This window comes from Streptomyces sp. BBFR25 (assembly GCF_044590125.1).
Lineage (GTDB): Bacteria > Actinomycetota > Actinomycetes > Streptomycetales > Streptomycetaceae > Streptomyces > Streptomyces canus_D.
On sequence record NZ_CP172447.1, the window covers coordinates 4,883,168 to 4,907,921 of the forward strand.

Genomic DNA, 24,754 nt, shown 5'->3' on the forward strand with positions numbered 1-24,754 from the left:
GCCACCGGGGGAAGTGCTGCAACAATGGGCCCGTGACCCGCGCTTCCCTGAACAAGCAGCCGCACGAAGTCGCCTCGATGTTCGACCACGTCGCGGAACGGTACGACCTGACGAACGCCGTGCTCTCGCTCGGCCAGGACCGGGCGTGGCGCAAGGCGGTCGCCAGAGCCGTCGACGCCCGCCCGGCGCAGAAGGTCCTGGACCTCGCGGCCGGCACGGCGACCTCCTCCCTGCCCTTCGCCCGCACCGGCGCCTACGTCGTCCCCTGCGACTTCTCCCAGGGCATGCTCCAGGTCGGCAAGGAACGGCACTCCTGGCTGCCGTTCACCGCGGGCGACGCGACGCGGCTGCCGTTCAAGGACGACGTCTTCGACGCCGTCACCATCTCCTTCGGGCTGCGCAACGTGCAGGACACGGACGCCGCGCTGCGCGAGATGTACCGGGTGACGCGGCCCGGCGGCCGGGTCGTCATCTGCGAGTTCTCGCACCCGACCTGGGCGCCGTTCCGCACCGTCTACACCGAGTACCTGATGCGCGCCCTGCCGCCGGTCGCCCGCGCGGTGTCGTCCAACCCCGACGCGTACGTCTACCTCGCCGAGTCCATCCGGGCCTGGCCCGACCAGCCGGCGCTCGCCGAGCGGCTGGGCAAGGCCGGCTGGTCCAAGGTGGCGTGGCGCAACCTGACGGGCGGCGTGGTGACGCTGCACCGCGGGTTCAAGGCGAGCTGAGCGCGGCGCAGTAGGACGGCGGTTTCCCCGGTTCACCGGGACTCCCCGGTTCACCCGGTTTCCCCGGCTCCGCCAGCTCGCGGCGGAGCCCGCCGAGCGGGGGCCGCGGCACGCGCGGCTCGCGGATGCCCCCGCCGCCCTCGCCCTCCCCGAAGTCGAACCACACGGACACCGCCGACTCCCGCGGCACCTGCGCACCGGGCGGCGGGTACTGGCGTACGACGTGGTCGACGGCGGCGGACCGGAGATCGGGCCGGTCCGGCGCGGTCAGGAACAGGCCCCGCGCGCGGGCGGCCTCGTACGCGTCCACGGCCATGAGACCGACCAGGCGCGGCACGCGGACGCCACGGGTCTCGGGATTCTCGGGTACCAGGCGCACGGACGTCACCCCCAGCGGTACCCGGCAGAGTAGCCCCGCCGCGCACCGCCAGGAAGCGCCAAGTGGCTTACTGTGACAGTCGATTACCCTGCGTCATGTCCTGGTGGGGGTCAGGGGGAGGGCTCGGACAGTGGCAGGCGGTAGCAGTGCCCCCGCTGCTCGGAGGACGGGATCGCGAAGACCTCGGCGAGCCGCATGCCCAGCCGCTCCGTGACCGCGATGGACCGGGTGTTGCGCGCGTTGACCATCGCGACCACCTCCGGCACACCCGCCCCGCGCACCCGCTCCAGCGTCTGCCGGGCGGCCGCCGTGACGTACCCCTTGCCCCAGTACGCCCGCCCGAGCCGCCAGCCGATCTCGATCTCGCCCTTGGGGCCCCAGTCCCCGGGCCACGGCTGGGCGCCGGTGAACCCTATGACCTGGCCCGACTCGTCCACCATGGACCACAGGCAGAAGCCGTGCTCGGCATCGTGCCGGCGCTGGCGGGCGGTCAGCTCCTCGTAGACGGACAGCTCCGCGGGCCTCCCGCCGTGGAACTCCATGACGTCCGGATCGGCGAAGATCCGGTGCCAGGCGACGGCGTCCTCGTCGGTGGGGACGCGCAACCGTACAACGGGGAGAGGTCGCTTCACTGGGCAGCCCTTCAGCCGGGTGATCGGTGACGCTGAATAGACTGCCCATGACCAGTGCCGGTCGGCACGCAGATTTCGAACTTGGGGAGATCCCGCCGTGACCGTCGAGACTGAGCCGCTCTCCGAGAACACCGCCGATGTGATCGTCGTGGGCGCGGGGCCGGCCGGCTCCACCACCGCGTACCACCTGGCCAAGTCGGGACTCGACGTCCTGCTGCTGGAGAAGACCGCCTTTCCCAGGGAGAAGGTCTGCGGTGACGGCCTGACCCCGCGCGCGGTCAAGCAGCTCGTCGCCATGGGCATCGACATCTCCGAGGAAGCCGGCTGGCTGCGCAACAAGGGTCTGCGCATCATCGGCGGCGGCTCGCGCCTCCAGCTGGACTGGCCGGATCTGGCCTCCTTCCCCGACTACGGACTCGTCCGCAAGCGCGACGACTTCGACGAGCAGCTCGCCCGGCAGGCCCAGAAGGCCGGCGCGCGCCTGTACGAGCGCTGCAACGTCGGCGCCCCGGTCATCGACGACCGCACCGGCCGCATCACCGGCGTGCACGCCAAGCTGGGCGAGGACAAGCGCGAGGTCACCTTCCACGCGCCGCTGGTCGTGGCCGCCGACGGCAACTCCACACGGCTGTCCCTGGCGATGGGCCTGCACCGCCGCGAGGACCGACCGATGGGCGTCGCGGTCCGCACGTACTTCACCTCGCCCCGCCACGACGACGACTACCTGGAGTCCTGGCTGGAACTGTGGGACCGGCGCGGCGCGCAGGACCGCCTGCTGCCGGGCTACGGCTGGGTCTTCGGCATGGGCGACGGCACCTCCAACGTCGGCCTGGGCGTCCTGAACACCTCCGCCGCCTTCAAGGAGCTGGACTGGCGCGAGATCCTCAAGGCCTGGTGCGCGTCCATGCCCGAGGACTGGGGCTACACCCCGGACAACATGACCGGCCCGATCCGCGGCGCCGCCCTGCCCATGGCCTTCAACCGCCAGCCCCACTACACCAAGGGCCTGCTCCTCGTCGGCGACGCCGGCGGCCTGGTGAACCCCTTCAACGGCGAGGGCATCGCCTACGCCATGGAGTCCGGCCAGATCGCCGCCGACGTCGTCGTCCAGGCCCACGCGCGGGCCACGCCGGCCCAGCGCGAGATCGCCCTGCAGCGCTACCCGCGCGTCCTCAAGGACACCTACGGCGGCTACTACAACCTGGGCCGCGCCTTCGTGAAGCTCATCGGCAACCCGAAGGTCATGCAGATCGCGACCCAGCGCGGCCTCACCCACCCGATCCTGATGAAGTTCACCCTGAAGATGCTCGCCAACCTGACGGACCCGACGGGCGGCGACGCGATGGACCGCATCATCAACGGACTGAGCAAGGTCGCGCCGAAGGCCTGATCAACGGTGCCTGATCACAGGTGCCTGACCATTGGTGCCTGATCGGAGGCGGCTGATCAGGCGGCGAAGGCCGCGGCGTTGGCGGCCCGGCGCGCGAAGACCTCCTCGCGCCGGTCCGCCGACTGCCGCAGTGCCGCCTTCCGCTCCCGGCCGGAGAGCCGGTCCAGGTAGACCTGCCCGTTCACGTGGTCGGTCTCGTGGGCCAGGCAGCGCGCGAAGTAGCCCGTGCCCTCGATGAGGAGCGGCGCGCCGTCTTTGTCCAGGCCGCGCACCACCGCCCGGTCGGGCCGCGGTACGGCCATGACGGCGCCCGGCACCGACAGGCACCCCTCGCCCTCGTCGAGCAGCCGCCGCGCGGCCGGGTCGAGGGTCTCGAGAACCGGATTCACGATGTGCCCGACATGTCGGACACCGTCGTCGTCCGGGCAGTCGTAGACGAACAGGCGCAGGTCGACCCCGACCTGATTGGCCGCCAGTCCGGCCCCCTCCGCGACGTACATCGTGCGGAACATGTCGTCGATGAGTGCCGCGAGGTCGGGTCCGAACTCCGTGACGTCACGGCACGGCCTGTGCAGCACCTCCTCGCCGACCTCGGTGACGCGTCGCACCGCTCCACGCCGGGCCTCGGGCGCGAACGGGGGATAGGAGGCGGTGGGCCGCCCCTGGACGAACACACTCGGCATGAGGTTGTCTCCTTCGGCTCGTGGACGGGCCGGTGGAGCACCGGCCCGCGCCCGAGCATGCCAGGAGCCCGCGAAGGGCCGCAGCCCCCGAGCGGCTGCGGCCCTTGCGCGTGTGTACGGGTGGGTGCGGGTCAGAGCACGCGCACCGCGCCGCTCGGCGGGTCGTAGGAAAGGGGCTTCTCGACGACACCGGTGGAGGAGTTCTGCGCGCCGACGAACATGCCGCCGCCGACGTAGACGCCCACGTGGTACGCGCTGCCCGCGCCGCCCCAGTAGAGGATGTCGCCCGGCTGGAGGTTGTCCAGGCCGACCTGGGTGCCGGCCGTCGACTGCGCCTGGGAGACGCGGGGCAGGCTGATGCCGACCTGCTTGAAGGCGGCCTGCACGAGACCGGAGCAGTCGTAGGCGGACGGGCCGGTGGCGCCGGAGACGTACGCCTTGCCGACCTGGGCCTGCACGAAGGAGACGACGGCGGCGGCCGAACCGGTCGCCGTGGACGTGCTGGTGCTGGTGCTGGTGTTGCTGCTGGTGCCCGTGCCGGTGGAGGAGCCGGTGTCCGAGGAGACGCTCAGAGTGGTGCGCTCGGCGGCGCGAGAGGCGCGCTCGGCGGCCTCCTTGCGCTCGGCCTCCTCGGCCTTCTTCTTGGCTTCCGCGGCCTTCTTCTTGGCCTCGGCGAGGTCGGTCTTGGCCTGCTTGGCGGCCTTGGCGGCCGCCGCGTCACGCTCGGCCTGCAGCTGGTAGCTCGCGGCCGCCTGCTGCGTGACGTCTGCGGACTGGGCGACCTGAGCGGCCAGGTCGGCCGTCAGGGTGGGCAGTTCGAGGGTCTGCGTCACCGGTTCGGCCGCGTTGGCCGACCCCGACGCACCGGCCACTGCCAGGGTGCTGAGGACGCCACCGGCAACTCCGGCCCGCATCGCGATCGTCGACGCGCTGCGGCGGGGCTTCCGGTGGCTGCGTATGTGAGCGGTGTGGGACATAGGGACAACCGGTATCAGTAGCTCCTCCATACCTTCAAGAAACGTGTGCTGCGCCACAGTTGTTCAATCGAGCCGCCGAATCCCGGGCGTGTCGCTCTTTATTGACGCCGTAACGGACATAGCGGACGGGCTGTAACCGGCCTGTGATCACGGTCTTTGATCGTTACGCCCGAATTGCCCCGCGCTTACCACTTGTTGGGACACTTGGCCAAGCCCGGTTCTCAGACGTCTCTCATGAATGTGGCGCAGGTCACGGAACGGTTACCCCGGCGGGTGCGTCCGTCGCGTGCGCGGCGGTCCGGTCGCCTCGGCGGCCGGCGTGGTGGTCGGCGTGGCGGTCGTCCGGCGGTGCCCGTCCGCGCTCGTGAACGCGTGCACGTGTCCACACCGACCCCCGGCCCTCCCCCTCATGTGTGAACGCCTCCACTATCAAGGGTGTGCGTCCAGCGCCAATTTGCATGCAAGGGAAGCATCTTGATATGGAGACGCACCTTGCTCGGGCCCTCTGGCCAGCGACGACGAGCGAAATTGTCACCTCTGGTGATCAGGTGAACGCTTCTTGTGTGAAGATCACCGCTCATCCGACTTCATGATCGTTCGTCAGGTGGTGGAGATCACAAAGCTTGTGCAATACCCCGTGTCGCAGATCACAGAGCCTCGGGCATAGGATGCGAGGCAGTTGGGCTTGTGACCTGCTTCACATGTTTGCGATCTTCGTCGGGACGGGCGGGGCTCGTGGGGCTGTTGGGGCGGCCGTGAGTCCAGTGCAACCTCCCCCAGGTCTCGGCTCCGCTCGACCAGGGGGGACCCCCATGCAGTCAGTGCCGACTGAGAGGAGCGAGGAGCGGTGAACGCGTATGCGCCCATCCTCGTACTGGGAGCCCTCGGGGCAGGCTTTGCGATCTTCTCCGTGGTGATGGCCACGCTGATCGGTCCGAAGCGGTACAACCGGGCGAAGCTCGAGGCCTACGAGTGCGGCATCGAGCCGACCCCCACGCCGGCCGGCGGCGGGCGCTTCCCCATCAAGTACTACCTGACGGCGATGCTCTTCATCATCTTCGATATCGAGATCGTCTTCCTCTACCCCTGGGCCGTCACCTTCGACGCCCTGGGGATTTTCGGGCTCGTGGAGATGCTGCTCTTCGTGCTCACCGTCTTCGTCGCGTACGCGTACGTATGGCGGCGCGGCGGCCTGGAATGGGACTGAGGGGCCTTTGACATGGGACTCGAAGAAAAACTGCCGAGCGGCTTCCTGCTGACCACCGTCGAGCAGGCCGCGGGCTGGGTGCGCAAGTCGTCCGTCTTCCCGGCCACGTTCGGCCTCGCCTGCTGTGCCATCGAGATGATGACCACCGGCGCCGGCCGCTACGACCTGGCGCGCTTCGGCATGGAGGTCTTCCGCGGTTCGCCGCGGCAGGCGGACCTGATGATCGTCGCGGGCCGGGTCAGCCAGAAGATGGCGCCGGTGCTGCGGCAGGTCTACGACCAGATGCCGAACCCGAAGTGGGTCATCTCCATGGGGGTCTGTGCCTCCTCGGGCGGCATGTTCAACAACTACGCCATCGTCCAGGGCGTCGACCACGTCGTCCCGGTCGACATCTACCTCCCCGGCTGCCCGCCGCGGCCCGAGATGCTGATGGACGCCATCCTCAAGCTCCACCAGAAGATCCAGAGCTCCAAGCTCGGCGTGAACGCCGAGGAGGCGGCCCGCGAGGCGGAGGAAGCGGCGCTCAAGGCCCTGCCCACGATCGAGATGAAGGGGCTGCTGCGGTGAGCGACGCGAACAACACCGCGGGTGACGCGAACGGTGTGAACCCCGAGAAGGACCTGTCCGCGGAGAACCTCCCCGGCCAGCGGGGCCAGGGCGGCGAGGAGATCCGCGTCCAGCGCGGCATGTTCGGCGCCAACAACGGCGGCGACACCTCCGGCTACGGCGGCCTGGTCCGCTCCGTCCGGCTCCCCGGACCGGCGACCCGCCCCTACGGCGGCTGGTTCGACGAGGTCGCCGACGAACTCGAGGGCGCGCTGGAGGAGCAGGGGCTCCTGCCCGACAACGCCATCGAGAAGACGGTCGTCGACCGGGGCGAGGTGACCTTCCACATCGAGCGCGAGCACCTGGTCCGGGTCGCCCGCACCCTGCGCGACGACCCCGCCCTGCGCTTCGAACTGTGCACCGGCGTCAGCGGCGTCCACTACCCGCACGACAAGGGCCGCGAGCTGCACGCCGTCTACCACCTGCGCTCGATCACCCACAACCGGCTGATCCGCCTCGAAGTCAGCGCGCCCGACGGCGACCCGCACATCCCGTCGCTGGTCTCCGTCTATCCGACGAACGACTGGCACGAGCGCGAGACGTACGACTTCTTCGGCATCCTCTTCGACGGTCACCCCGCCCTGACGCGGATCATGATGCCGGACGACTGGCAGGGCTTTCCGCAGCGCAAGGACTACCCCCTCGGCGGCATCCCCGTCGAGTACAAGGGCGCCCAGATCCCGGCTCCGGACCAGCGGAGGTCGTACTCGTGAGCACTTCCCACGCCTCCCCCAGGGAGACGACCGAAGGCACCGTCTACACGGTCACCGGCGGCGACTGGGACGAGGTCGTCCAGTCCGCGGCCCGCGCCGACGACGAGCGCATCGTCGTCAACATGGGTCCCCAGCACCCGTCCACGCACGGTGTCCTCCGCCTCATCCTGGAGATCGACGGCGAGACGGTCACCGAGGCCCGCTGCGGCATCGGCTACCTGCACACCGGCATCGAGAAGAACCTCGAGTACCGGAACTGGACGCAGGGCACCACGTTCGTGACGCGCATGGACTACCTGACGCCCTTCTTCAACGAGGCGGCGTACTGCCTGGGCGTCGAGAAGCTCCTCGGCATCGAGGACCAGATCCCCGACCGGGCGACGATCATCCGGGTCATGCTCATGGAGCTGAACCGGCTCTCCTCGCACCTGGTGGCCATCGCCACCGGCGGCATGGAGCTGGGCGCCACCACGATCATGATCTACGGCTTCCGCGATCGTGAACTGATTCTCGACATCTACGAGCTGATCACCGGCCTGCGGATGAACCACGCGTACATCCGCCCGGGCGGGCTCGCCCAGGACCTGCCGCCGGGCGCGGTGGACCAGATCCGCGAGTTCGTGAAGAAGATGAACAAGAACCTCCCGGAGTACGACAAGCTCGCCACCGGGAACCCCATCTTCAAGGCCCGCATGCAGGACGTCGGCTACCTCGACCTGGCCGGCTGCATGGCCCTCGGCGCCACCGGCCCCGTCCTCAGGTCCACCGGCCTCCCGCACGACCTGCGCAAGACCCAGCCGTACTGCGGCTACGAGACGTACGACTTCGACGTCCCGACCGCCGACACCTGCGACTCCTACGGCCGCTTCCTGATCCGGCTGGAGGAGATGCGCCAGTCCCTCAGAATCGTCGAGCAGTGTCTGGACCGGCTCCAGCCCGGCCCGGTCATGGTCGCCGACAAGAAGATCGCCTGGCCCGCCCAGCTCGCCCTCGGGCCGGACGGCCTCGGCAACTCCCTCGACCACATCAAGAAGATCATGGGCACCTCCATGGAGGCCCTGATCCACCACTTCAAGCTGGTCACGGAGGGCTTCCGGGTGCCGCCGGGACAGGCGTACACGGCGGTCGAGTCGCCCAAGGGCGAGCTGGGGGTGCATGTCGTTTCCGACGGCGGCACCCGCCCCTTCCGGGTCCACTACCGCGACCCGTCCTTCACCAATCTGCAGGCCATGGCGGCGATGTGCGAGGGCGGCCAGGTCGCCGACGTCATCGTCGCCGTGGCGTCCATCGACCCCGTGATGGGAGGCGTCGACCGGTGACCACCTCTTCTTCGGAGCGGGGCGTCAGCCTGGGCATGCCGGAACTGCCCGCGCCCGCCTACCCGGACGACGTCCGGGCCCGGCTGGAGACCGACGCGCGCGAGATCATCGCCCGCTACCCGGACTCCCGGTCCGCCCTCCTGCCGCTGCTGCACCTGGTGCAGTCCGAGGAGGGACACGTCACGCGCACCGGGATGCAGTTCTGCGCGGACGTGCTGGACCTCACCACCGCCGAGGTCACCGCGGTCGCGACCTTCTACACCATGTACCGGCGCAGGCCCAGCGGCGACTACCAGGTCGGCGTGTGCACCAACACGCTGTGCGCGGTGATGGGCGGCGACGCGATCTTCGAGTCCCTCCAGGAGCACCTCGGCGTCGGCAACGGAGAGACCACCGAGGACGGCAAGGTCACCCTGGAGCACATCGAGTGCAACGCGGCCTGCGACTTCGCACCGGTCGTGATGGTCAACTGGGAGTTCTTCGACAACCAGACCCCGGCGAGCGTCAAGTCCCTCGTCGACGACCTGCGCGCGGGACGGCCGGTGACGCCCACGCGCGGTGCGCCGCTGTGCACCTTCAAGGAGACCGCCCGGATCCTGGCGGGCTTCCCCGACGAGCGGGACGGCGCCGTCGCGGCCGGCGGCAGCGCGGGTCCCGCATCCCTGGCCGGGCTCAAGCTCGCCAAGGGCGAGGCGTCCGCCGCGCGCGTGGTGCACCCGCGGGACGGCGGGCCGCACGACGCGCCGCAGGACCGGGACGTGCACGACCCGTCCCCGACGGAACACCTCAGCTCGCACGACGCGCCGCAGGACACATCGGCATCCGACCCTTCCAACCCGGCAGGGCCTACCGCCGAGGAGGGGGAGTGATGACCGTGGCAGCCGAGATCAGGGGCAGCAGCCCGGAGAAGCTGCTCGCACCCGTGCTGTCGGCCTTCTGGGACGAGGACGAGTCGTGGACTCTCGACGTCTACCGGAGGCACGAGGGGTACGAGGGGCTCCGCAAGGCGCTGGCGATGGCGCCGGACGACCTGATCGCGTACGTCAAGGAGTCCGGTCTGCGTGGACGCGGCGGTGCCGGGTTCCCGACGGGGATGAAGTGGCAGTTCATTCCTCAGGGGGACGGCAAGCCTCACTATCTAGTTGTCAACGCCGACGAGTCGGAGCCGGGGACCTGCAAGGACATCCCGCTCCTCTTCGCGAACCCGCACAGCCTCATCGAGGGCATCGTCATCGCGTGCTACGCCATCAGGTCTTCGCATGCCTTCATCTATCTGCGTGGTGAAGTCGTCCCAGTGCTGCGGCGGTTGCACGAGGCCGTGCGCGAGGCCTACGCGGCCGGCTTCCTCGGCGAGAACATCCTGGGCAGCGGACTCGACCTCACTCTCACCGTGCACGCGGGCGCGGGCGCGTACATCTGCGGTGAGGAGACCGCACTGCTCGACTCGCTCGAAGGCCGCCGGGGTCAACCGCGGCTCCGTCCCCCCTTCCCTGCCGTCGCGGGCCTCTATGCGTGCCCGACTGTGGTGAATAACGTCGAATCGATCGCTTCAGTTCCCGCGATCCTGAACAAGGGCAAGGACTGGTTCAGGTCGATGGGCAGCGAGAAGTCCCCGGGCTTCACGCTCTACTCGCTCAGCGGCCACGTCGCGGGCCCCGGCCAGTACGAGGCCCCGCTCGGCATCACGCTGCGCCAGCTCCTCGACATGAGCGGCGGCATGCGCCCCGGCCACCGCCTCAAGTTCTGGACGCCCGGCGGCTCCTCGACCCCGATGTTCACCGACGAGCACCTCGACGTCCCCCTCGACTACGAAGGAGTGGGCGCCGCCGGTTCCATGCTCGGCACGAAGGCACTCCAGTGCTTCGACGAGACGACCTGCGTCGTGCGGGCCGTCACCCGCTGGACCGAGTTCTACGCCCACGAGTCCTGTGGCAAGTGCACACCCTGCCGCGAAGGTACCTACTGGCTCGTCCAGTTGCTGCGCGACATCGAGGCCGGCAAGGGACAGATGTCCGACCTCGACAAGCTGAACGACATCGCCGACAACATCAACGGCAAGTCCTTCTGCGCCCTCGGCGACGGTGCCGCCTCGCCGATCTTCTCCTCGCTCAAGTACTTCCGCGAGGAGTACGAGGAGCACATCACGGGCCGCGGCTGCCCCTTCGACCCGGCCAAGTCGACGGCCTGGGCCGACCGCACGGAGGTGAAGGCATGACTGTGACCACCAATGCTCCCTCGGGAGGGGGAGAGGCGGCGGTCCCGCCGGAGGACCTCGTATCGCTGACGATCGACGGTGCCGAGATCAGCGTGCCCAAGGGCACCCTGGTCATCCGGGCCGCCGAACAGCTCGGCATCGAGATCCCCCGGTTCTGCGACCACCCCCTCCTCGACCCGGCCGGCGCCTGCCGCCAGTGCATCGTCGAGGTCGAGGGCCAGCGCAAGCCCATGGCGTCCTGCACCATCACCTGCACCGACGGCATGGTGGTGAAGACGCAGCTCACCTCGCCCGTCGCCGAGAAGGCCCAGCACGGTGTGATGGAGCTGCTGCTCATCAACCACCCGCTGGACTGCCCGGTCTGCGACAAGGGCGGCGAGTGCCCCCTGCAGAACCAGGCGATGTCGCACGGCCAGTCCGACTCCCGCTTCGAGGGCAAGAAGCGGACCTACGAGAAGCCCGTGCCGATCTCCACGCAGGTCCTGCTCGACCGTGAGCGCTGCGTGCTGTGCGCCCGCTGCACCCGGTTCTCCAACCAGGTCGCGGGCGACCCGATGATCGAGCTGATCGAGCGGGGCGCGCTCCAGCAGGTCGGCACCGGCGAGGGCGACCCCTTCGAGTCGTACTTCTCCGGCAACACCATCCAGATCTGCCCGGTCGGCGCGCTCACCTCGGCGGCCTACCGGTTCCGCTCCCGCCCCTTCGACCTGATCTCCTCGCCGTCCGTGTGCGAGCACTGCTCCGGCGGCTGCGCCACCCGCACCGACCACCGGCGCGGCAAGGTCATGCGGCGCCTCGCGGCCAACGAGCCCGAGGTCAACGAGGAGTGGATCTGCGACAAGGGACGCTTCGGGTTCCGGTACGCGCAGCAGCGGGACCGGCTCACCACCCCCCTGGTGCGCAACGCGGAGGGGGAGCTGGAGGCGGCCTCCTGGCCGGAGGCGCTCCAGATCGCCGCGCAGGGACTGCTCGCCTCCAGGGGCCGCACCGGCGTCCTGACCGGCGGGCGGCTCACCGTCGAGGACGCCTACGCGTACAGCAAGTTCGCGCGCGTGGCGCTCGACACCAACGACATCGACTTCCGCGCGCGCGTGCACAGCGCCGAGGAGGCCGACTTCCTGGCCGCCCACGTCGCCGGACGGGGCCGCGACCTTGGGGGCACCTCCCGGACGGAGTCTGGGGGAGGCACCGGCGTCACGTACACGTCGCTGGAGCAGGCGCCCGCGGTCCTGCTGGTCGGCTTCGAGGCCGAGGAGGAGGCGCCCGGCGTCTTCCTGCGGCTGCGCAAGGCCTGGCGGAGGCACGGGCAGAAGGTCTTCTCGCTGGCCACGCACGCCACGCGGGGTCTGGAGAAGGCGGGCGGCACCCTGCTCCCCGCCGCTCCCGGCACCGAGACCGAGTGGCTGGACGCCCTCGCGAGCGGCGTCGGCCTGGAGGAGGGCGGCGCCCAGGCGGCCGAGGCCCTGCGCGCCGAGGGCGCCGTGATCGTCGTCGGTGAACGGCTGGCGTCCGTGGCCGGGGGCCTCACCTCCGCCGTACGGACCTCGGCGGCGACCGGCGCCCGGCTGGTGTGGATCCCGCGCCGGGCCGGAGAGCGCGGCGCGATCGAGGCGGGCGCGCTGCCGTCGCTGCTGCCCGGCGGCCGTCCGGCGACCGACCCCCGCGCGCGTGAGGAGGTCGCCACCCTGTGGGGCCTGGTCGACCTGCCGCACCGCTACGGCCGCGACACCGGCGAGATCGTCGAGGCCGCGGCCCGGGGCGAACTCCAGGCGCTGCTGGTGGCGGGCGTGGAGGTCGCCGACCTGCCCGACCCCACGCGTGCGCGTGCGGCACTCGACGAGGCCGGGTTCGTGGTGTCGCTGGAGCTGCGACCCAGCGAGGTCACCGAACGCGCCGACGTGGTCCTGCCCGTCGCCGCGGTCGCCGAGAAGCCCGGCACCTTCCTCAACTGGGAGGGCAGGGTGCGCTTCTTCGAGGCCGCGCTCAAGCCCGACCAGATGACACGCCGTCTCGCTCCCACCGACGCCCGCGTCCTGCAGATGCTGGCCGACGCCATGGACGTACACCTGGGCCTGCCCGATCTGCGCACCACGCGCGCGGAGATCGACCGGCTCGGCACCTGGGACGGACCGCGGGGCGGCGAGCCGCTGCAGACCGCGAGCGCGCTGCCGCGACCGGCCGCCGGAGAGGCCGTGCTGGCCGGGCACCGGCTGCTGCTCGACCAGGGCCTGCTCCAGCAGGGCGACGAGGCGCTCGCCGGCACCCGGCACGCCGCACGCGCGCGCGTGTCGGCCGCCACGGCCGCCGAGGCGGGCGTCAAGGACGGCGACCTCCTCGCCGTGACCGGACCGGCCGGAGCCGTCGAATTCCCGCTCCAGGTCACCGAGATGCCCGACCGCGTGGTCTGGCTCCCGCTGAACTCGGCCGGCGCCGGCGTCGCCTCCGACGCCGGGGTACTGCCCGGAACCCTCGTCCGCATCGGTCCGGCGACGCCCGCGGGTGCCGCCCCCAAGGAGGTGGAGGCATGAGCCCGTACCTCGCCGCTGAAGACCTCTCGATGTTCGGCACCGACCCCTGGTGGCTGGTCGTCGTCAAGGCGGTGTTCTGCTTCGCCTTCCTGATGGTGACCGTGCTGTTCTCCATCGTGTGGGAGCGCAAGGTCGTCGCCTGGATGCAGCTGCGCATCGGCCCGAACCGGCACGGACCCTGGGGCATGCTCCAGTCGCTCGCCGACGGCATCAAGCTGATGCTCAAGGAAGACGTCATCGTCAAGCGCGCCGACAAGGCGGTGTACGTCCTCGCGCCGGTCGTCGCGGCCATCCCCGCCTTCATGGCGATCGCGGTGATCCCCTTCGGACCGGCCGGCAACGAGGTCTCGATCTTCGGCCACCGCACCGCCATGCAGCTCACCGACCTGCCGATCGCGATGCTGTTCATCCTGGCGGTCGCCTCGGTCGGCATCTACGGCATCGTGCTCGCCGGCTGGAGTTCAGGATCGACGTACCCGCTGCTCGGCGGACTGCGCTCCTGCGCCCAGATGATCTCCTACGAGATCGCGATGGGCGCCGCGTTCGCCTCGGTGTTCCTCTACTCCGGTTCGATGTCGACCTCGGAGATCGTCGCCCAGCAGGACGACCGCTGGTACATCGTGCTGCTGCCGGTCTCCTTCATCCTCTACATCGTCACGATGGTCGGCGAGACCAACCGCGCCCCCTTCGACATGCCCGAGTCCGAGGGCGACCTGGTGGGCGGCTTCAACACCGAGTACTCGTCGATCAAGTTCGCGATGTTCATGCTCGCCGAGTACGTGAACATGGTGACGGTCTCGGCGGTCGCCACCACGCTGTTCCTCGGCGGCTGGCGGGCCCCCTGGCCGATCAGCACCTTCTGGGAGGGCGCCAACCACGGCTGGTGGCCGCTGCTCTGGTTCGTGATCAAGGTCCAACTGCTGCTGTTCTTCTTCATCTGGCTGCGCGGCACCCTGCCCCGGGTCCGCTACGACCAGTTGATGAAGCTCGGCTGGAAGGTCCTCATCCCGGTCTCCCTGGTCTGGCTGATGCTGGTCGCGACCGTGCGGGCGCTCAGGAACGAGAACTACGGCTTCAGCGACATCGCCCTCTACATCGGCGGCGGCGTCCTGGTCCTGCTGCTGTTGTCCTTCCTCGTGGACATGTACCGCGACAAGGGCGGCAAGGGCGCCGAACAGCCCGCCGAACAAGCCGCCGAGGCGGAGGCCGCCTTCGACCCGATGGCCGGCGGCTTCCCCGTCCCGCCGATGCCCGGACAGCAGGTGCCGCCGGTGCCCAGGCGCCGTCCCCGCCGGGAGCGGGAGCTGATTGTCAGTGGCGGGCCCGATACTCACAGTGACGGACCTGTGGGCGGAACTACGGATGGAAAGGAGGCGTCCGATGGCTGAGGAACGCAAGGAACACACGGAACACAAGGGGCCCGGGGAAGACACGGAACACGTGGATCACCGGGGGACCGACCCCGGTTTCATGAACCCCGTGGCCGGCTTCGGCGTGACCTTCAAGGCCATGTTCAAGAAGCGGCTGACCGAGCAGTACCCGGAGCAGCAGAAGACCACCGCTCCGCGCTTCCACGGACGGCACCAGCTCAACCGCCATCCGGACGGCCTGGAGAAGTGCGTCGGGTGCGAGCTGTGCGCCTGGGCCTGCCCCGCCGACGCCATCTACGTCGAGGGCGCGGACAACACCGACGAGGAGCGCTACTCGCCGGGCGAGCGGTACGGCCGCGTCTACCAGATCAACTACGCCCGCTGCATCCTGTGCGGCCTGTGCATCGAGGCCTGCCCCACGCGCGCGCTGACGATGACCAACGAGTTCGAGCTGGCCGACTCCAGCCGCGCCAACCTCATCTTCACCAAGGACCAGCTGCTCGCCGGTCTGGAGGAGGGCATGGTCGACTCGCCGCACGCCATCTACCCGGGCACCGACGAGCAGGACTACTACCGGGGCCTGGTGACCGAGGCGGCGCCGGGCACGGTCCAGCAGGTCGCCCACTCCGAGGGCGAGGTCGTCCAGGAGGGCGACTCGACCTTCGGCGGGACGGAGCCTGCGTCGGAGGAGGTGATCCGCCGATGAGCGCGCAGCTCGCCGCCGCGGCGACCCTCTCCGCCGGCACCTCCACCGGCGAGGCCGTCCAGTTCTGGATCCTCGGCACCGTCGCGGTGATCGGCGCCCTGTGCACCGTCTTCATGAGGAAGGCCGTGCACAGCGCGCTGTGCCTCGCCGGGACCATGATCGTTCTGGCGGTGTTCTACCTCGCCAACGGTGCCTACTTCCTCGGCATCGTGCAGATCGTCGTCTACACCGGCGCCATCATGATGCTGTTCCTGTTCGTGGTGATGCTCGTCGGCGTCACCGCGGCGGACTCGCTGAAGGAGACCATCAAGGGCCAGCGCTGGCTGGCCCTGGTGTCCGGGCTCGGCTTCGGCATCCTGCTGATCGCCGGCATCGGCAACGCCTCCGTCACCGAGTTCACCGGCCTCGCCCAGGCCAACGCGAACGGCAACGTGGAGGGCATCGCGTCCCTCATCTTCACCAAGTACGTCTTCGCCTTCGAGATCACCGGCGCGCTGCTCATCACGGCCGCCGTCGGTGCCATGGTGCTCACCCACCGCGAGCGCACCGAGCGGGCCAGGACCCAGCGCGAGCTGTCCGAGCAGCGCGTCCGCGACGGCAAGTACCTGCCGCCGCTGCCGGCCCCCGGCGTGTACGCCCGGCACAACGCGGTCGACATCGCGGGCCTGCTGCCCGACGGCACGCCCTCCGAGCTGACCGTCAGCAAGACGCTCCGCGAGCGGGGCCAGATCCGCGACGTGTCGATGGAGGCACTGAGCGACCTGAAGGCGCTGGAGCAGCGGGCCGAGGAGCGGCTGGAACGCAAGGCGGTCGGCCCGGCGGGCTCCGGGCGCCCCGACTCCGAGGGCTCCGAGCGGTCCGACTCCAAGAGGTCCGAGGAGGCGTCGAAGTGAATCCAGTCAACTACCTCTACCTCGCGGCCCTGTTGTTCACGATCGGCGCCACCGGAGTGCTGGTCCGACGCAACGCGATCGTCGTCTTCATGTGCATCGAGCTGATGCTCAACGCCTGCAACCTCGCGTTCGTCGCCTTCTCCCGCATGCACGGCAACCTCGACGGCCAGATCATCGCCTTCTTCACGATGGTCGTCGCCGCCGCGGAGGTCGTGGTCGGGCTCGCGATCATCGTGTCCCTGTTCCGTTCCCGCCACTCGGCCTCGGTCGACGACGCCAGCCTGATGAAGCTGTGAGGGGTCGCTGAATCGTGGAGAATCTGATTGCGCTGCTGGTGGCGGCGCCCCTGCTCGGAGCGGTCGTCCTGCTGTGCGGCGGACGCCGGCTGGACCGCGTCGGCCACTGGATCGGCACGCTGCTGGCCGCCGTGTCCTTCGTGATCGGCGTCGTGCTCTTCGCCGACCTGCTCGGCAGCGGCGCCGAGGACCGCACCCTGACGCAGCACCTGTTCAGCTGGATCCCGGTGGAGGGATTCCAGGCCGACGTCGCCTTCCGGCTCGACCAGCTGTCGATGACGTTCGTCCTGCTGATCACCGGCGTCGGCTCGCTCATCCACCTGTACTCGGTCGCGTACATGGAGCACGACGAGCGCCGCCGCCGCTTCTTCGGCTACCTGAACCTGTTCCTCGCGGCGATGCTGATCCTCGTCCTCGCCGACAACTACCTGCTGTTGTACGTCGGCTGGGAGGGCGTCGGTCTCGCCTCCTACCTGCTGATCGGCTTCTGGCAGCACAAGCCCAGCGCCGCCACGGCCGCGAAGAAGGCCTTCCTGGTCAACCGCGTCGGCGACATGGGCCTGTCCATCGCCATCATGCTGATGTTCCTGTGGTTCGGCACCTTCGCCTTCGGGCCGGTGCTCGGTGGCCACGGGGAGGCCGGGCTCGCGGCCGGGGCGGACGAGGGCAAGCTCACCGCGATCGCCCTGATGCTGCTGCTCGCCGCGTGCGGCAAGTCCGCCCAGGTGCCGCTGCAGTCCTGGCTCGGTGACGCGATGGAGGGCCCGACCCCGGTCTCGGCCCTCATCCACGCCGCGACCATGGTGACGGCGGGCGTGTACCTGATCGTCCGCTCCGGCGCCGTCTTCAACGGCGCGCCGGACGCGCAACTGGTGGTCACCATCGTCGGAGCGGTCACGCTGCTGTTCGGTGCGATCGTCGGTTGTGCGAAGGACGACATCAAGAAGGCACTGGCCGGTTCGACCATGTCGCAGATCGGCTACATGGTGCTCGCCGCGGGCCTCGGCCCCATCGGCTACGTCTTCGCGATCATGCACCTGGTGACGCACGGCTTCTTCAAGGCCGGGCTGTTCCTCGGCGCGGGCTCCGTCATGCACGGCATGAACGACGAGGTCGACATGCGCCGCTACGGCGGACTGCGCAAGTACATGCCGGTCACCTTCGTCACCTTCGGCCTCGGCTACCTCGCCATCATCGGCTTCCCGGGGCTGTCCGGCTTCTTCTCCAAGGACAAGATCATCGAGGCGGCGTTCGCCAAGGGCGGCACCGAGGGCTGGATCCTCGGCGCCTGCGCCCTGCTGGGCGCGGCCATCACCGCGTACTACATGACGCGCGTGATGCTGATGACGTTCTTCGGAGAGGAGCGCTGGCGCAACGCCCCGACGCCGTCGCCGGCCAAGCCCGACGTCGAGCCCGCCGCCGAGACGCGCGGCGCCTACGAGCCGCCGCACCCGCACGAGTCGCCGGGGCTCATGACGATCCCGATGATCGTGCTGGCCGTCGGATCGGTCGCGGGCGGCGCCTTCTTCAGCATCGGCGACCGCTTCCTGCACTGGCTGGAGCCCATCACCGGACACAGCCACGGCGACGCGCCGATCAGCGCCGGTACGGTCACCGGGGCGACGGTGGCCTGCATGGTCATCGGCGTCGCCCTCGCCTGGGCGCAGTACGGGCGCCGTCCGGTCCCGGCCGTCGCCCCGCGTGGGTCGCTGCTCACCCGGGCCGCCCGACGCGACCTGCTCCAGGACGACTTCAACCACGTGGTCCTAGTCCGCGGCGGCGAGCACCTCACGCGCTCCCTGGTCTACGTCGACCACACCCTGGTCGACGGAGTCGTCAACGGCACGGCGGCCTCGGTCGGCGGTCTGTCCGGGCGGATGCGCAAGCTGCAGAACGGCTTCGCGCGCTCGTACGCGGTCTCGATGTTCGGCGGTGCGGCGCTCCTCGTCGCCGCGACCCTGCTGATGAGGGCGGTCTGATACCGATGTCCTTTCCCCTGCTGACAGTCACGGCGGCCCTCCCGGCCGTCGGGGCGATCGCCACGGCAGCCGTGCCGGCCGCGCGACGCACCGCGGCCAAGTGGCTGGCGCTGCTGGTCTCGCTGGCCACGCTCGCGCTGGCGATCACGGTCCTGGTCCGCTTCGATCCCGACGGCGACCGCTACCAGCTCACCGAGTCCCACTCCTGGATCGCGGACTTCGGTGTCCGGTACGAACTGGGCGTGGACGGCATCGCGGTGGCGCTGATCGCGCTGACCGCCCTGCTGATCCCGTTCATCATCCTCGCGGGCTGGCACGACGCCGACCCGCTGGAGACCGGCAGCAGCCGGTGGCGGCCGACGCAGGGCTTCTTCGCCCTGATCCTGGCCGTCGAGGCGATGGTGATCATCTCTTTCGAGGCCACCGACGTCTTCCTCTTCTACATCTTCTTCGAAGCCATGCTGATCCCGCTGTACTTCCTGATCGGCGGCTTCGGCGACCGGGCCCACGAGCACGGCGAGAAGACGGCGGCGACCCAGCGGTCGTATGCCGCCGTGAAGTTCCTGCTCTACAACCTGGCCGGCGGTCTGATCATGCTGGCCGCGGTGATCGGCCTCTACGTGGTCGCCGGGAACTTCTCGCTCACCGAGATCGCCGAGGCGCGGGCCAACGGCTCGCTGGACATGGCGACCAGCACGGAACGCTGGCTGTTCCTGGGCTTCTTCTTCGCCTTCGCGGTGAAGGCGCCGCTGTTCCCGCTGCACACCTGGCTGCCCAATGCCATGGGGGAGTCGACCGCGCCGGTCGCCGTGCTCATCACGGCGGTCGTCGACAAGGTCGGCACCTTCGCGATGCTCCGCTTCTGCCTCCAGCTCTTCCCGGAGGCCAGCAAGTGGGCGACGCCGGTCATCCTGGTCCTGGCGGTCATCAGCATCATCTACGGCGCGCTGCTCGCGGTCGGCCAGCGCGACATCAAGCGGCTGATCGCCTACGCGTCGATCTCGCACTTCGGCTTCATCATCATGGGCATCTTCGCGATGACCAGCCAGGGCCAGTCCGGCGCCACGCTGTACATGGTCAACCACGGCATCTCGACCGCGGTGCTGATGCTGATCGCCGGATTCCTGATCTCGCGGCGCGGCTCGCGGCTCATCGCCGACTTCGGCGGTGTGCAGAAGGTCGCCCCGATCCTGGCCGGCACCTTCCTGATCGGCGGCCTCGCGACCCTGTCCCTGCCGGGTCTGGCGCCCTTCGTCAGTGAGTTCCTGGTCCTGGTCGGCACCTTCACGCGCTATCCGGTGATCGGCATCATCGCCACCCTCGGCATCGTCCTCGCCGCGCTCTACACCCTCGTCCTCTACCAGCGGACGATGACGGGCCCGGTGAAGGCCGAGGTGAGCGGGATGCCCGACCTGCGGGTGCGCGAGCTGGTGGTGGTGGCACCGCTGGTGGCGCTGCTGATCTTCCTGGGCGTCTTCCCGAAGCCCGTGACGGACATCGTCAACCCGGCGGTGGAGCAGACCATGTCCGACGTACACAAGAAGGACCCCCAGCCTGAGGTGGAGGCGGCCAAGTGAGCGCAACAGCCGTCCACAGCCTGTGGACAACGGCGGCGACGGCGGCCGACCCGATCGCCAAGATCGACGCGCCGAAGATCGAGTACGGGCAGTTGTCGCCCGTCCTCATCGTCATCGGCGCGGCGATCATCGGCATCCTGGTCGAGGCCTTCGTGCCGCGCAGGTCCCGTTACTACGTCCAGATGTTCGTGTCCGCCGTCGCCCTGATCGCGGCCTTCGCCGCGGTCGTCGCACTCGCCGCGCGCGGGTACGGCACGACCAAGGCCGGCATCACGGCGATGGGCGCCATCGCCGTCGACGGACCGGCCCTGTTCCTCCAGGGCACCATCCTGCTGACCAGCCTGGTCGGCCTGTTCACCTTCGCCGAACGGCGACTCGACCCGGAGCAGCACGGCAACCGCGTCGACTCCTTCGCCGCGCAGGCGGCGGCCGTACCGGGCAGCGAGAGCGAGCAGAAGGCGGTCAAGGCGGGCTTCACCACCACGGAGGTGTTCCCGCTCCTGCTCTTCGCCGTCGTCGGCATGCTGGTCTTCCCGGCGGCCAACGACCTGCTGACGCTCTTCGTGGCCCTGGAGGTCTTCTCCCTCCCGCTGTACCTGCTGTGCGCGCTGGCCCGCCGCAAGCGGCTCATGTCGCAGGAGGCGGCGGTCAAGTACTTCCTGCTCGGCGCCTTTGCCTCCGCGTTCACCCTGTTCGGCATCGCCCTGCTCTACGGCTACGCGGGCTCCATGTCGTACGGCACGATCGCCCAGGTCGTCGACGGCACCGTGCAGAACGTCACCCCGGCGCTCGCCGACACGATGGGCAACGACGCGCTGCTGCTCGTCGGCTCCGCGCTGATCGTCATGGGCCTGCTGTTCAAGGTGGGCGCGGTGCCGTTCCACATGTGGACGCCGGACGTGTACCAGGGCGCGCCGACGCCCGTGACCGGCTTCATGGCGGCCGCGACCAAGGTGGCCGCCTTCGGCGCCCTGCTCCGCATCCTCTACGTCGTCCTGCCCGGCCTGCGCTGGGACTGGCGGCCGGTGATGTGGGGCGTGGCGATCCTCACGATGCTGGCCGGTGCGATCGTCGCGATCACGCAGACCGACATCAAGCGGCTGCTGGCGTACTCGTCGATCGCGCACGCGGGCTTCATCCTCGCCGGTGTCATCGCGACCACGCCGGAGGGCATCTCGTCGGTCCTCTTCTATCTGGCCGCGTACTCCTTCGTCACGATCGGCGCCTTCGCGGTCGTCACGCTGGTGCGCGACGCGGGCGGCGAGGCGACGCACCTGTCGAAGTGGGCCGGGCTCGGCCGCAGGTCGCCGCTGGTGGCGGCCATCTTCGCGGTGTTCCTGCTGGCCTTCGCCGGTATCCCGCTGACCTCGGGGTTCTCGGGGAAGTTCGCCGTGTTCAAGGCGGCGGCGGAGGGTGGCGCGGCCCCGCTGGTCGTGATCGGTGTGATCTCGTCGGCGATCGCGGCGTTCTTCTACATCCGCGTGATCGTGCTCATGTTCTTCAGCGAGCCGCGCCCGGAGGGCCCGACGGTCGCGGTGCCGTCCCCACTGACGATGACGGCCATCGCCGTGGGCGTGGCGGTCACCGTGGTGCTCGGTGTGGCACCGCAGTACTTCTTGGACCTGGCGGGACAGGCGGGGGTGTTCGTGCGCTGACGCTGCGCTCGCGGCGTTGCGGCTGTGGTCCGGCCCTCTTCTCAGGGGTGCCGGACCACAGCCGTCTGTGCCGGGGCTACTCGCCGCCGCGGCGCGCTTTGATGGCGGTCAGATCCAGGTCCATCGGGAAGGGCGCGCTCACCTTCATGCGTTCGCGGAAGATGCCGACGCTGGTGTAGGCGCGGGTGGTGGGCTCCAGCTCGAAGGCGTGGACGACGGCTAGTCCCTTCTCGTTCTCCACCCGCCAGTAGTGGGTGATGCCGGACCGGGCGTACTTCAGGGGCTTGGTCTCGCGGTCGTGGGAGACGGAGTCCGGCGAGGTGACCTCCACGGCCAGCACGACCTCGGCCGCAGGTACGCGGGTCTGTTCGAGGCACGTCAATGCCGCTTCCCGCAGGACGATCACGTCAGCCTCCAACCGGTTCTGCCGGTCCACGTCGATGCTGAACCTGCACAGAACGTCGAGCCCCTGTACGGCGGCCGTGGAGAGCCGCCGTCCGAAGAAGCTCGTGGCCCGCTCGTGAAAGGCCGTCTGCGGGCAGGGGAAGACGAGCACCGCGTCGAGAAGTTGCGTGTGCAGGGGCAGGCCGGGAAGGCGGTCCAGGTCGTCAGCGGTCCAGCCACCATCAGGAGGCACCGGCCATTCAGTAGGCGGGGCTTCGCGCGCCATTCTCACTCGTCCCTGCTGATAGGAGGTGGACAGTGCAGCAGGTTATCGGCTCGTAGCTTTCCGTGACGGACGGAGCCTGTGGATAACTCCCGGGCTGTCGGCGCGGACCCCTATCGTTGAGGCAGTGGTCGGGGCAGGACGGACCAGACAGACCGGACGGGCGAGGCAGCAGTACGGGGGACCAGACGATGGGCGGGACGGGCGTGATCGGCGAGATGGCAGAGACGGCGCAGGTGAGGGACGGGGACAGCGAGGCGCTGGCCACCCTGCACCGGGTCTTCGGGTACGACGCCTTCCGCGGCGAGCAGGAGGCGATCGTCGAGCACGTGATCGCCGGGGGCGACGCCGTCGTGCTCATGCCGACCGGCGGCGGGAAGTCGCTGTGCTACCAGATCCCGTCCCTGGTCAGGCCCGGCACGGGCATCGTGGTCTCGCCGCTGATCGCGCTGATGCAGGACCAGGTCGACGCCCTGCGGGCGCTCGGCGTGCGGGCCGGGTTCATGAACTCCACGCAGGACTTCGACGAGCGGCGCGTGGTCGAGGCCGAGTATCTCGCCGGAGAGCTCGACCTGCTGTACCTGGCGCCCGAGCGGCTGCGCCTGGACACCACCCTCGACCTGCTCTCCCGCGGCAAGATCTCCCTCTTCGCCATCGACGAGGCGCACTGCGTCTCCCAGTGGGGCCACGACTTCCGGCCCGACTACCTCTCCCTGTCGCTGCTCGGCGAGCGCTGGCCGGACGTGCCCCGCCTCGCCCTCACGGCGACGGCCACCGACGCCACCCACCGCGAGATCACCGAGCGGCTGAACATGCCGGCGGCGCGGCACTTCGTGGCCAGCTTCGACCGGCCCAACATCCAGTACCGGGTCGTGCCGAAGTCGGACCCCAAGAAGCAGCTCCTGAGCTTCCTGCGCGAGGAGCACCCGGGGGACGCGGGCATCGTGTACTGCCTCTCGCGCAACTCCGTCGAGAAGACCGCCGAGTTCCTCTCGCGCAACGGTGTGGAGGCGGTGCCCTACCACGCGGGCCTGGACGCGGGCACCCGCGCGGCGCACCAGTCGAGGTTCCTGCGCGAGGAGGGCCTGGTGGTCGTGGCCACCATCGCCTTCGGCATGGGCATCGACAAGCCGGACGTGCGGTTCGTCGCCCACCTGGACCTGCCCAAGTCGGTCGAGGGCTACTACCAGGAGACCGGCCGCGCGGGGCGGGACGGCCTGCCCTCCACGGCCTGGATGGCCTACGGCCTCAACGACGTCATACAGCAGCGCAAGCTGATCCAGTCCGGCGAGGGCGACGAGGCGTTCCGCCGCCGGGCCCAGTCCCACCTGGACGCCATGCTCGCCCTGTGCGAGACCGCCCGCTGCCGCCGCGGCCAGCTCCTCGCCTACTTCGGCCAGGACCCGGACCGGGCCGGCTGCGGCAACTGCGACACCTGTCTGACCCCGCCCGAGACCTGGGACGGCACGGTGGCGGCGCAGAAGGTGCTGTCGACGGTCGTGCGGCTGAAGCGGGAGCGCGGACAGAAGTTCGGCGCCGGGCAGATCATCGACATCCTGCTGGGCAAGCGCACCGCCAAGGTGATCCAGTTCGACCACGACCAGCTCTCCGTGTTCGGCATCGGCGAGGAGCTGACCGAGGGCGAGTGGCGGGGCGTCGCCCGGCAGCTGCTGGCCCAGGGCCTGCTCGCGGTCGAGGGGGAGTACGGCACGCTGGTGCTGACCGAGACCAGCGGCGAGGTCCTGCGGCGGGAGCGTGAGGTGCCGCTGCGCAAGGAGCCCAAGAAGCCCGCCGCGGCCAAGTCGACCGGCGGTGGACGCGGCGAGCGCAAGGCGAAGGCCGCCGTGGCCGAGCTGCCCGCGGAGCTGGTCCCCGCCTTCGAGGCGCTGCGCGCCTGGCGTGCGGAGCAGGCCCGCGAGCAGGGTGTCCCGGCGTACGTCATCTTCCACGACGCCACCCTTCGGGAGATCGCCACCGTCTGGCCCACCTCGGTGGGGCAGCTCGGGGGCATCAGCGGCGTCGGCGAGAAGAAGCTGGCGACGTATGGGGAGGGCGTGATCGAGGTGCTGGCCGGGCTGGACGGACCGGGCTCCGCCCCGGCGCCCACGCCCGCCCCGTCGGACGGACCGGGCACCGGTTCCGGTGTGCACGGTGGCGCGGACGACTGGCCCGAGCACGAGCCGGAGCCCGAGCCGGAGGACTGGATATAGGGGCTCGCCCGAGGACAGCCTCCG

The 24,754-nt window shown here is 69.8% G+C and carries 22 protein-coding genes; 17 read left to right on the forward strand and 5 right to left on the reverse strand.

Going from position 1 to position 24,754, the window contains the following annotated elements:
* The first annotated feature begins 32 nt into the window (after positions 1 to 32).
* Positions 33 to 728: a demethylmenaquinone methyltransferase gene (locus ACGH52_RS22345; RefSeq protein ID WP_030145363.1), complete on the forward strand. Its 696-nt coding sequence runs from the start codon at positions 33 to 35 to the stop codon at positions 726 to 728.
* Here the strand turns inward: ACGH52_RS22345 and ACGH52_RS22350 are convergent.
* Together ACGH52_RS22350 and ACGH52_RS22355 are read right to left on the reverse strand one after the other, a co-directional pair.
* The gene (locus tag ACGH52_RS22350) at positions 715 to 1,107 is read right to left on the reverse strand and encodes a PASTA domain-containing protein (protein ID WP_399941804.1); all 393 of its coding nucleotides are present in this window, start codon (positions 1,105 to 1,107) and stop codon (positions 715 to 717) included. The two genes, ACGH52_RS22345 and ACGH52_RS22350, sit on opposite strands and share 14 nt — an antisense overlap.
* A gap of 110 nt (positions 1,108 to 1,217) precedes the next feature.
* Positions 1,218 to 1,739 (reverse strand): GNAT family N-acetyltransferase, encoded by a 522-nt coding sequence (locus ACGH52_RS22355; RefSeq protein WP_059299934.1) that lies wholly within the window; start codon positions 1,737 to 1,739, stop codon positions 1,218 to 1,220.
* A 97-nt stretch (positions 1,740 to 1,836) separates the two neighbouring features.
* Between ACGH52_RS22355 and ACGH52_RS22360 the strand changes: the two genes are divergently transcribed.
* A complete protein-coding gene (locus ACGH52_RS22360) occupies positions 1,837 to 3,129 on the forward strand; it encodes a geranylgeranyl reductase family protein (RefSeq protein WP_059299935.1) in 1,293 nt (430 codons plus the stop codon).
* Between the two features lie 56 nt (positions 3,130 to 3,185).
* Here ACGH52_RS22360 and def read toward each other — a convergent pair whose 3' ends face one another.
* Both def and ACGH52_RS22370 read right to left on the reverse strand, forming a co-directional pair.
* Entirely contained in the window at positions 3,186 to 3,812 is a 627-nt protein-coding gene (def, locus tag ACGH52_RS22365; protein WP_365861051.1) for a peptide deformylase, read from the reverse strand.
* A gap of 131 nt (positions 3,813 to 3,943) precedes the next feature.
* Positions 3,944 to 4,789: a C40 family peptidase gene (locus tag ACGH52_RS22370; protein ID WP_399941809.1), complete on the reverse strand. Its 846-nt coding sequence runs from the start codon at positions 4,787 to 4,789 to the stop codon at positions 3,944 to 3,946.
* Positions 4,790 to 5,636: 847 nt separating this feature from the next.
* Between ACGH52_RS22370 and ACGH52_RS22375 the strand changes: the two genes are divergently transcribed.
* Genes ACGH52_RS22375 through nuoN form a run of 14 tightly spaced genes read left to right on the forward strand, consistent with a single transcriptional unit; the run spans position 5,637 to position 21,853 of the window.
* Entirely contained in the window at positions 5,637 to 5,996 is a 360-nt protein-coding gene (locus tag ACGH52_RS22375; RefSeq protein WP_003974383.1) for an NADH-quinone oxidoreductase subunit A, read from the forward strand.
* A gap of 12 nt (positions 5,997 to 6,008) precedes the next feature.
* Positions 6,009 to 6,563: an NADH-quinone oxidoreductase subunit B family protein gene (locus ACGH52_RS22380; protein WP_006133126.1), complete on the forward strand. Its 555-nt coding sequence runs from the start codon at positions 6,009 to 6,011 to the stop codon at positions 6,561 to 6,563.
* Complete coding sequence (locus tag ACGH52_RS22385) at positions 6,560 to 7,315, forward strand: NADH-quinone oxidoreductase subunit C (protein WP_059299937.1); 756 nt, start codon at positions 6,560 to 6,562, stop codon at positions 7,313 to 7,315. The genes ACGH52_RS22380 and ACGH52_RS22385 overlap by 4 nt, the downstream gene beginning before the upstream one ends.
* A complete protein-coding gene (locus ACGH52_RS22390; RefSeq protein ID WP_076975772.1) occupies positions 7,312 to 8,634 on the forward strand; it encodes an NADH-quinone oxidoreductase subunit D in 1,323 nt (440 codons plus the stop codon). Before ACGH52_RS22385 ends, ACGH52_RS22390 begins: the two co-directional genes overlap by 4 nt.
* The gene (gene nuoE, locus ACGH52_RS22395) at positions 8,631 to 9,503 is read left to right on the forward strand and encodes an NADH-quinone oxidoreductase subunit NuoE (protein WP_210974176.1); all 873 of its coding nucleotides are present in this window, start codon (positions 8,631 to 8,633) and stop codon (positions 9,501 to 9,503) included. The genes ACGH52_RS22390 and nuoE overlap by 4 nt, the downstream gene beginning before the upstream one ends.
* On the forward strand, positions 9,500 to 10,849 hold the full coding sequence (gene nuoF / locus ACGH52_RS22400; RefSeq protein ID WP_171987339.1) for an NADH-quinone oxidoreductase subunit NuoF: 1,350 nt from the start codon (positions 9,500 to 9,502) through the stop codon (positions 10,847 to 10,849). Before nuoE ends, nuoF begins: the two co-directional genes overlap by 4 nt.
* Positions 10,846 to 13,377, forward strand: a complete 2,532-nt coding sequence (locus ACGH52_RS22405) for an NADH-quinone oxidoreductase subunit G (protein WP_210974175.1) — start codon at positions 10,846 to 10,848, stop codon at positions 13,375 to 13,377. Before nuoF ends, ACGH52_RS22405 begins: the two co-directional genes overlap by 4 nt.
* The gene (nuoH, locus tag ACGH52_RS22410; protein WP_059299942.1) at positions 13,374 to 14,765 is read left to right on the forward strand and encodes an NADH-quinone oxidoreductase subunit NuoH; all 1,392 of its coding nucleotides are present in this window, start codon (positions 13,374 to 13,376) and stop codon (positions 14,763 to 14,765) included. Before ACGH52_RS22405 ends, nuoH begins: the two co-directional genes overlap by 4 nt.
* On the forward strand, positions 14,758 to 15,453 hold the full coding sequence (gene nuoI / locus ACGH52_RS22415; RefSeq protein WP_171987340.1) for an NADH-quinone oxidoreductase subunit NuoI: 696 nt from the start codon (positions 14,758 to 14,760) through the stop codon (positions 15,451 to 15,453). Before nuoH ends, nuoI begins: the two co-directional genes overlap by 8 nt.
* Positions 15,450 to 16,346: an NADH-quinone oxidoreductase subunit J gene (locus ACGH52_RS22420; protein ID WP_059299943.1), complete on the forward strand. Its 897-nt coding sequence runs from the start codon at positions 15,450 to 15,452 to the stop codon at positions 16,344 to 16,346. The genes nuoI and ACGH52_RS22420 overlap by 4 nt, the downstream gene beginning before the upstream one ends.
* A complete protein-coding gene (gene nuoK / locus ACGH52_RS22425; protein ID WP_059299944.1) occupies positions 16,343 to 16,642 on the forward strand; it encodes an NADH-quinone oxidoreductase subunit NuoK in 300 nt (99 codons plus the stop codon). Before ACGH52_RS22420 ends, nuoK begins: the two co-directional genes overlap by 4 nt.
* 14 nt (positions 16,643 to 16,656) lie before the next feature.
* Complete coding sequence (gene nuoL / locus ACGH52_RS22430) at positions 16,657 to 18,621, forward strand: NADH-quinone oxidoreductase subunit L (RefSeq protein WP_059299945.1); 1,965 nt, start codon at positions 16,657 to 16,659, stop codon at positions 18,619 to 18,621.
* A gap of 5 nt (positions 18,622 to 18,626) precedes the next feature.
* Positions 18,627 to 20,198, forward strand: a complete 1,572-nt coding sequence (locus ACGH52_RS22435) for an NADH-quinone oxidoreductase subunit M (protein ID WP_059299946.1) — start codon at positions 18,627 to 18,629, stop codon at positions 20,196 to 20,198.
* Entirely contained in the window at positions 20,195 to 21,853 is a 1,659-nt protein-coding gene (nuoN, locus tag ACGH52_RS22440) for an NADH-quinone oxidoreductase subunit NuoN (RefSeq protein ID WP_076975776.1), read from the forward strand. Before ACGH52_RS22435 ends, nuoN begins: the two co-directional genes overlap by 4 nt.
* A gap of 76 nt (positions 21,854 to 21,929) precedes the next feature.
* Here the strand turns inward: nuoN and ACGH52_RS22445 are convergent, their stop codons facing one another.
* On the reverse strand, positions 21,930 to 22,529 hold the full coding sequence (locus tag ACGH52_RS22445) for a Uma2 family endonuclease (RefSeq protein ID WP_399941821.1): 600 nt from the start codon (positions 22,527 to 22,529) through the stop codon (positions 21,930 to 21,932).
* A 182-nt stretch (positions 22,530 to 22,711) separates the two neighbouring features.
* Between ACGH52_RS22445 and recQ the strand changes: the two genes are divergently transcribed.
* The gene (gene recQ / locus ACGH52_RS22450; protein ID WP_399941825.1) at positions 22,712 to 24,730 is read left to right on the forward strand and encodes a DNA helicase RecQ; all 2,019 of its coding nucleotides are present in this window, start codon (positions 22,712 to 22,714) and stop codon (positions 24,728 to 24,730) included.
* The last annotated feature ends 24 nt before the right edge of the window (positions 24,731 to 24,754 follow it).

Excerpts from the sequence above, each read along its gene's own strand:
- def (WP_365861051.1), bottom strand. The coding sequence starts at position 3,812 with ATGCCGAGTGTGTTCGTCCAGGGGCGGCCCACCGCCTCCTATCCCCCG.
- ACGH52_RS22370 (WP_399941809.1), bottom strand. The coding sequence starts at position 4,789 with ATGTCCCACACCGCTCACATACGCAGCCACCGGAAGCCCCGCCGCAGC.
- ACGH52_RS22380 (WP_006133126.1), top strand. The coding sequence starts at position 6,009 with ATGGGACTCGAAGAAAAACTGCCGAGCGGCTTCCTGCTGACCACCGTC.
- ACGH52_RS22405 (WP_210974175.1), top strand. The coding sequence starts at position 10,846 with ATGACTGTGACCACCAATGCTCCCTCGGGAGGGGGAGAGGCGGCGGTC.
- nuoH (WP_059299942.1), top strand. The coding sequence starts at position 13,374 with ATGAGCCCGTACCTCGCCGCTGAAGACCTCTCGATGTTCGGCACCGAC.
- nuoI (WP_171987340.1), top strand. The coding sequence starts at position 14,758 with ATGGCTGAGGAACGCAAGGAACACACGGAACACAAGGGGCCCGGGGAA.
- ACGH52_RS22420 (WP_059299943.1), top strand. The coding sequence starts at position 15,450 with ATGAGCGCGCAGCTCGCCGCCGCGGCGACCCTCTCCGCCGGCACCTCC.
- ACGH52_RS22435 (WP_059299946.1), top strand. The coding sequence starts at position 18,627 with ATGTCCTTTCCCCTGCTGACAGTCACGGCGGCCCTCCCGGCCGTCGGG.
- recQ (WP_399941825.1), top strand. The coding sequence starts at position 22,712 with ATGGGCGGGACGGGCGTGATCGGCGAGATGGCAGAGACGGCGCAGGTG.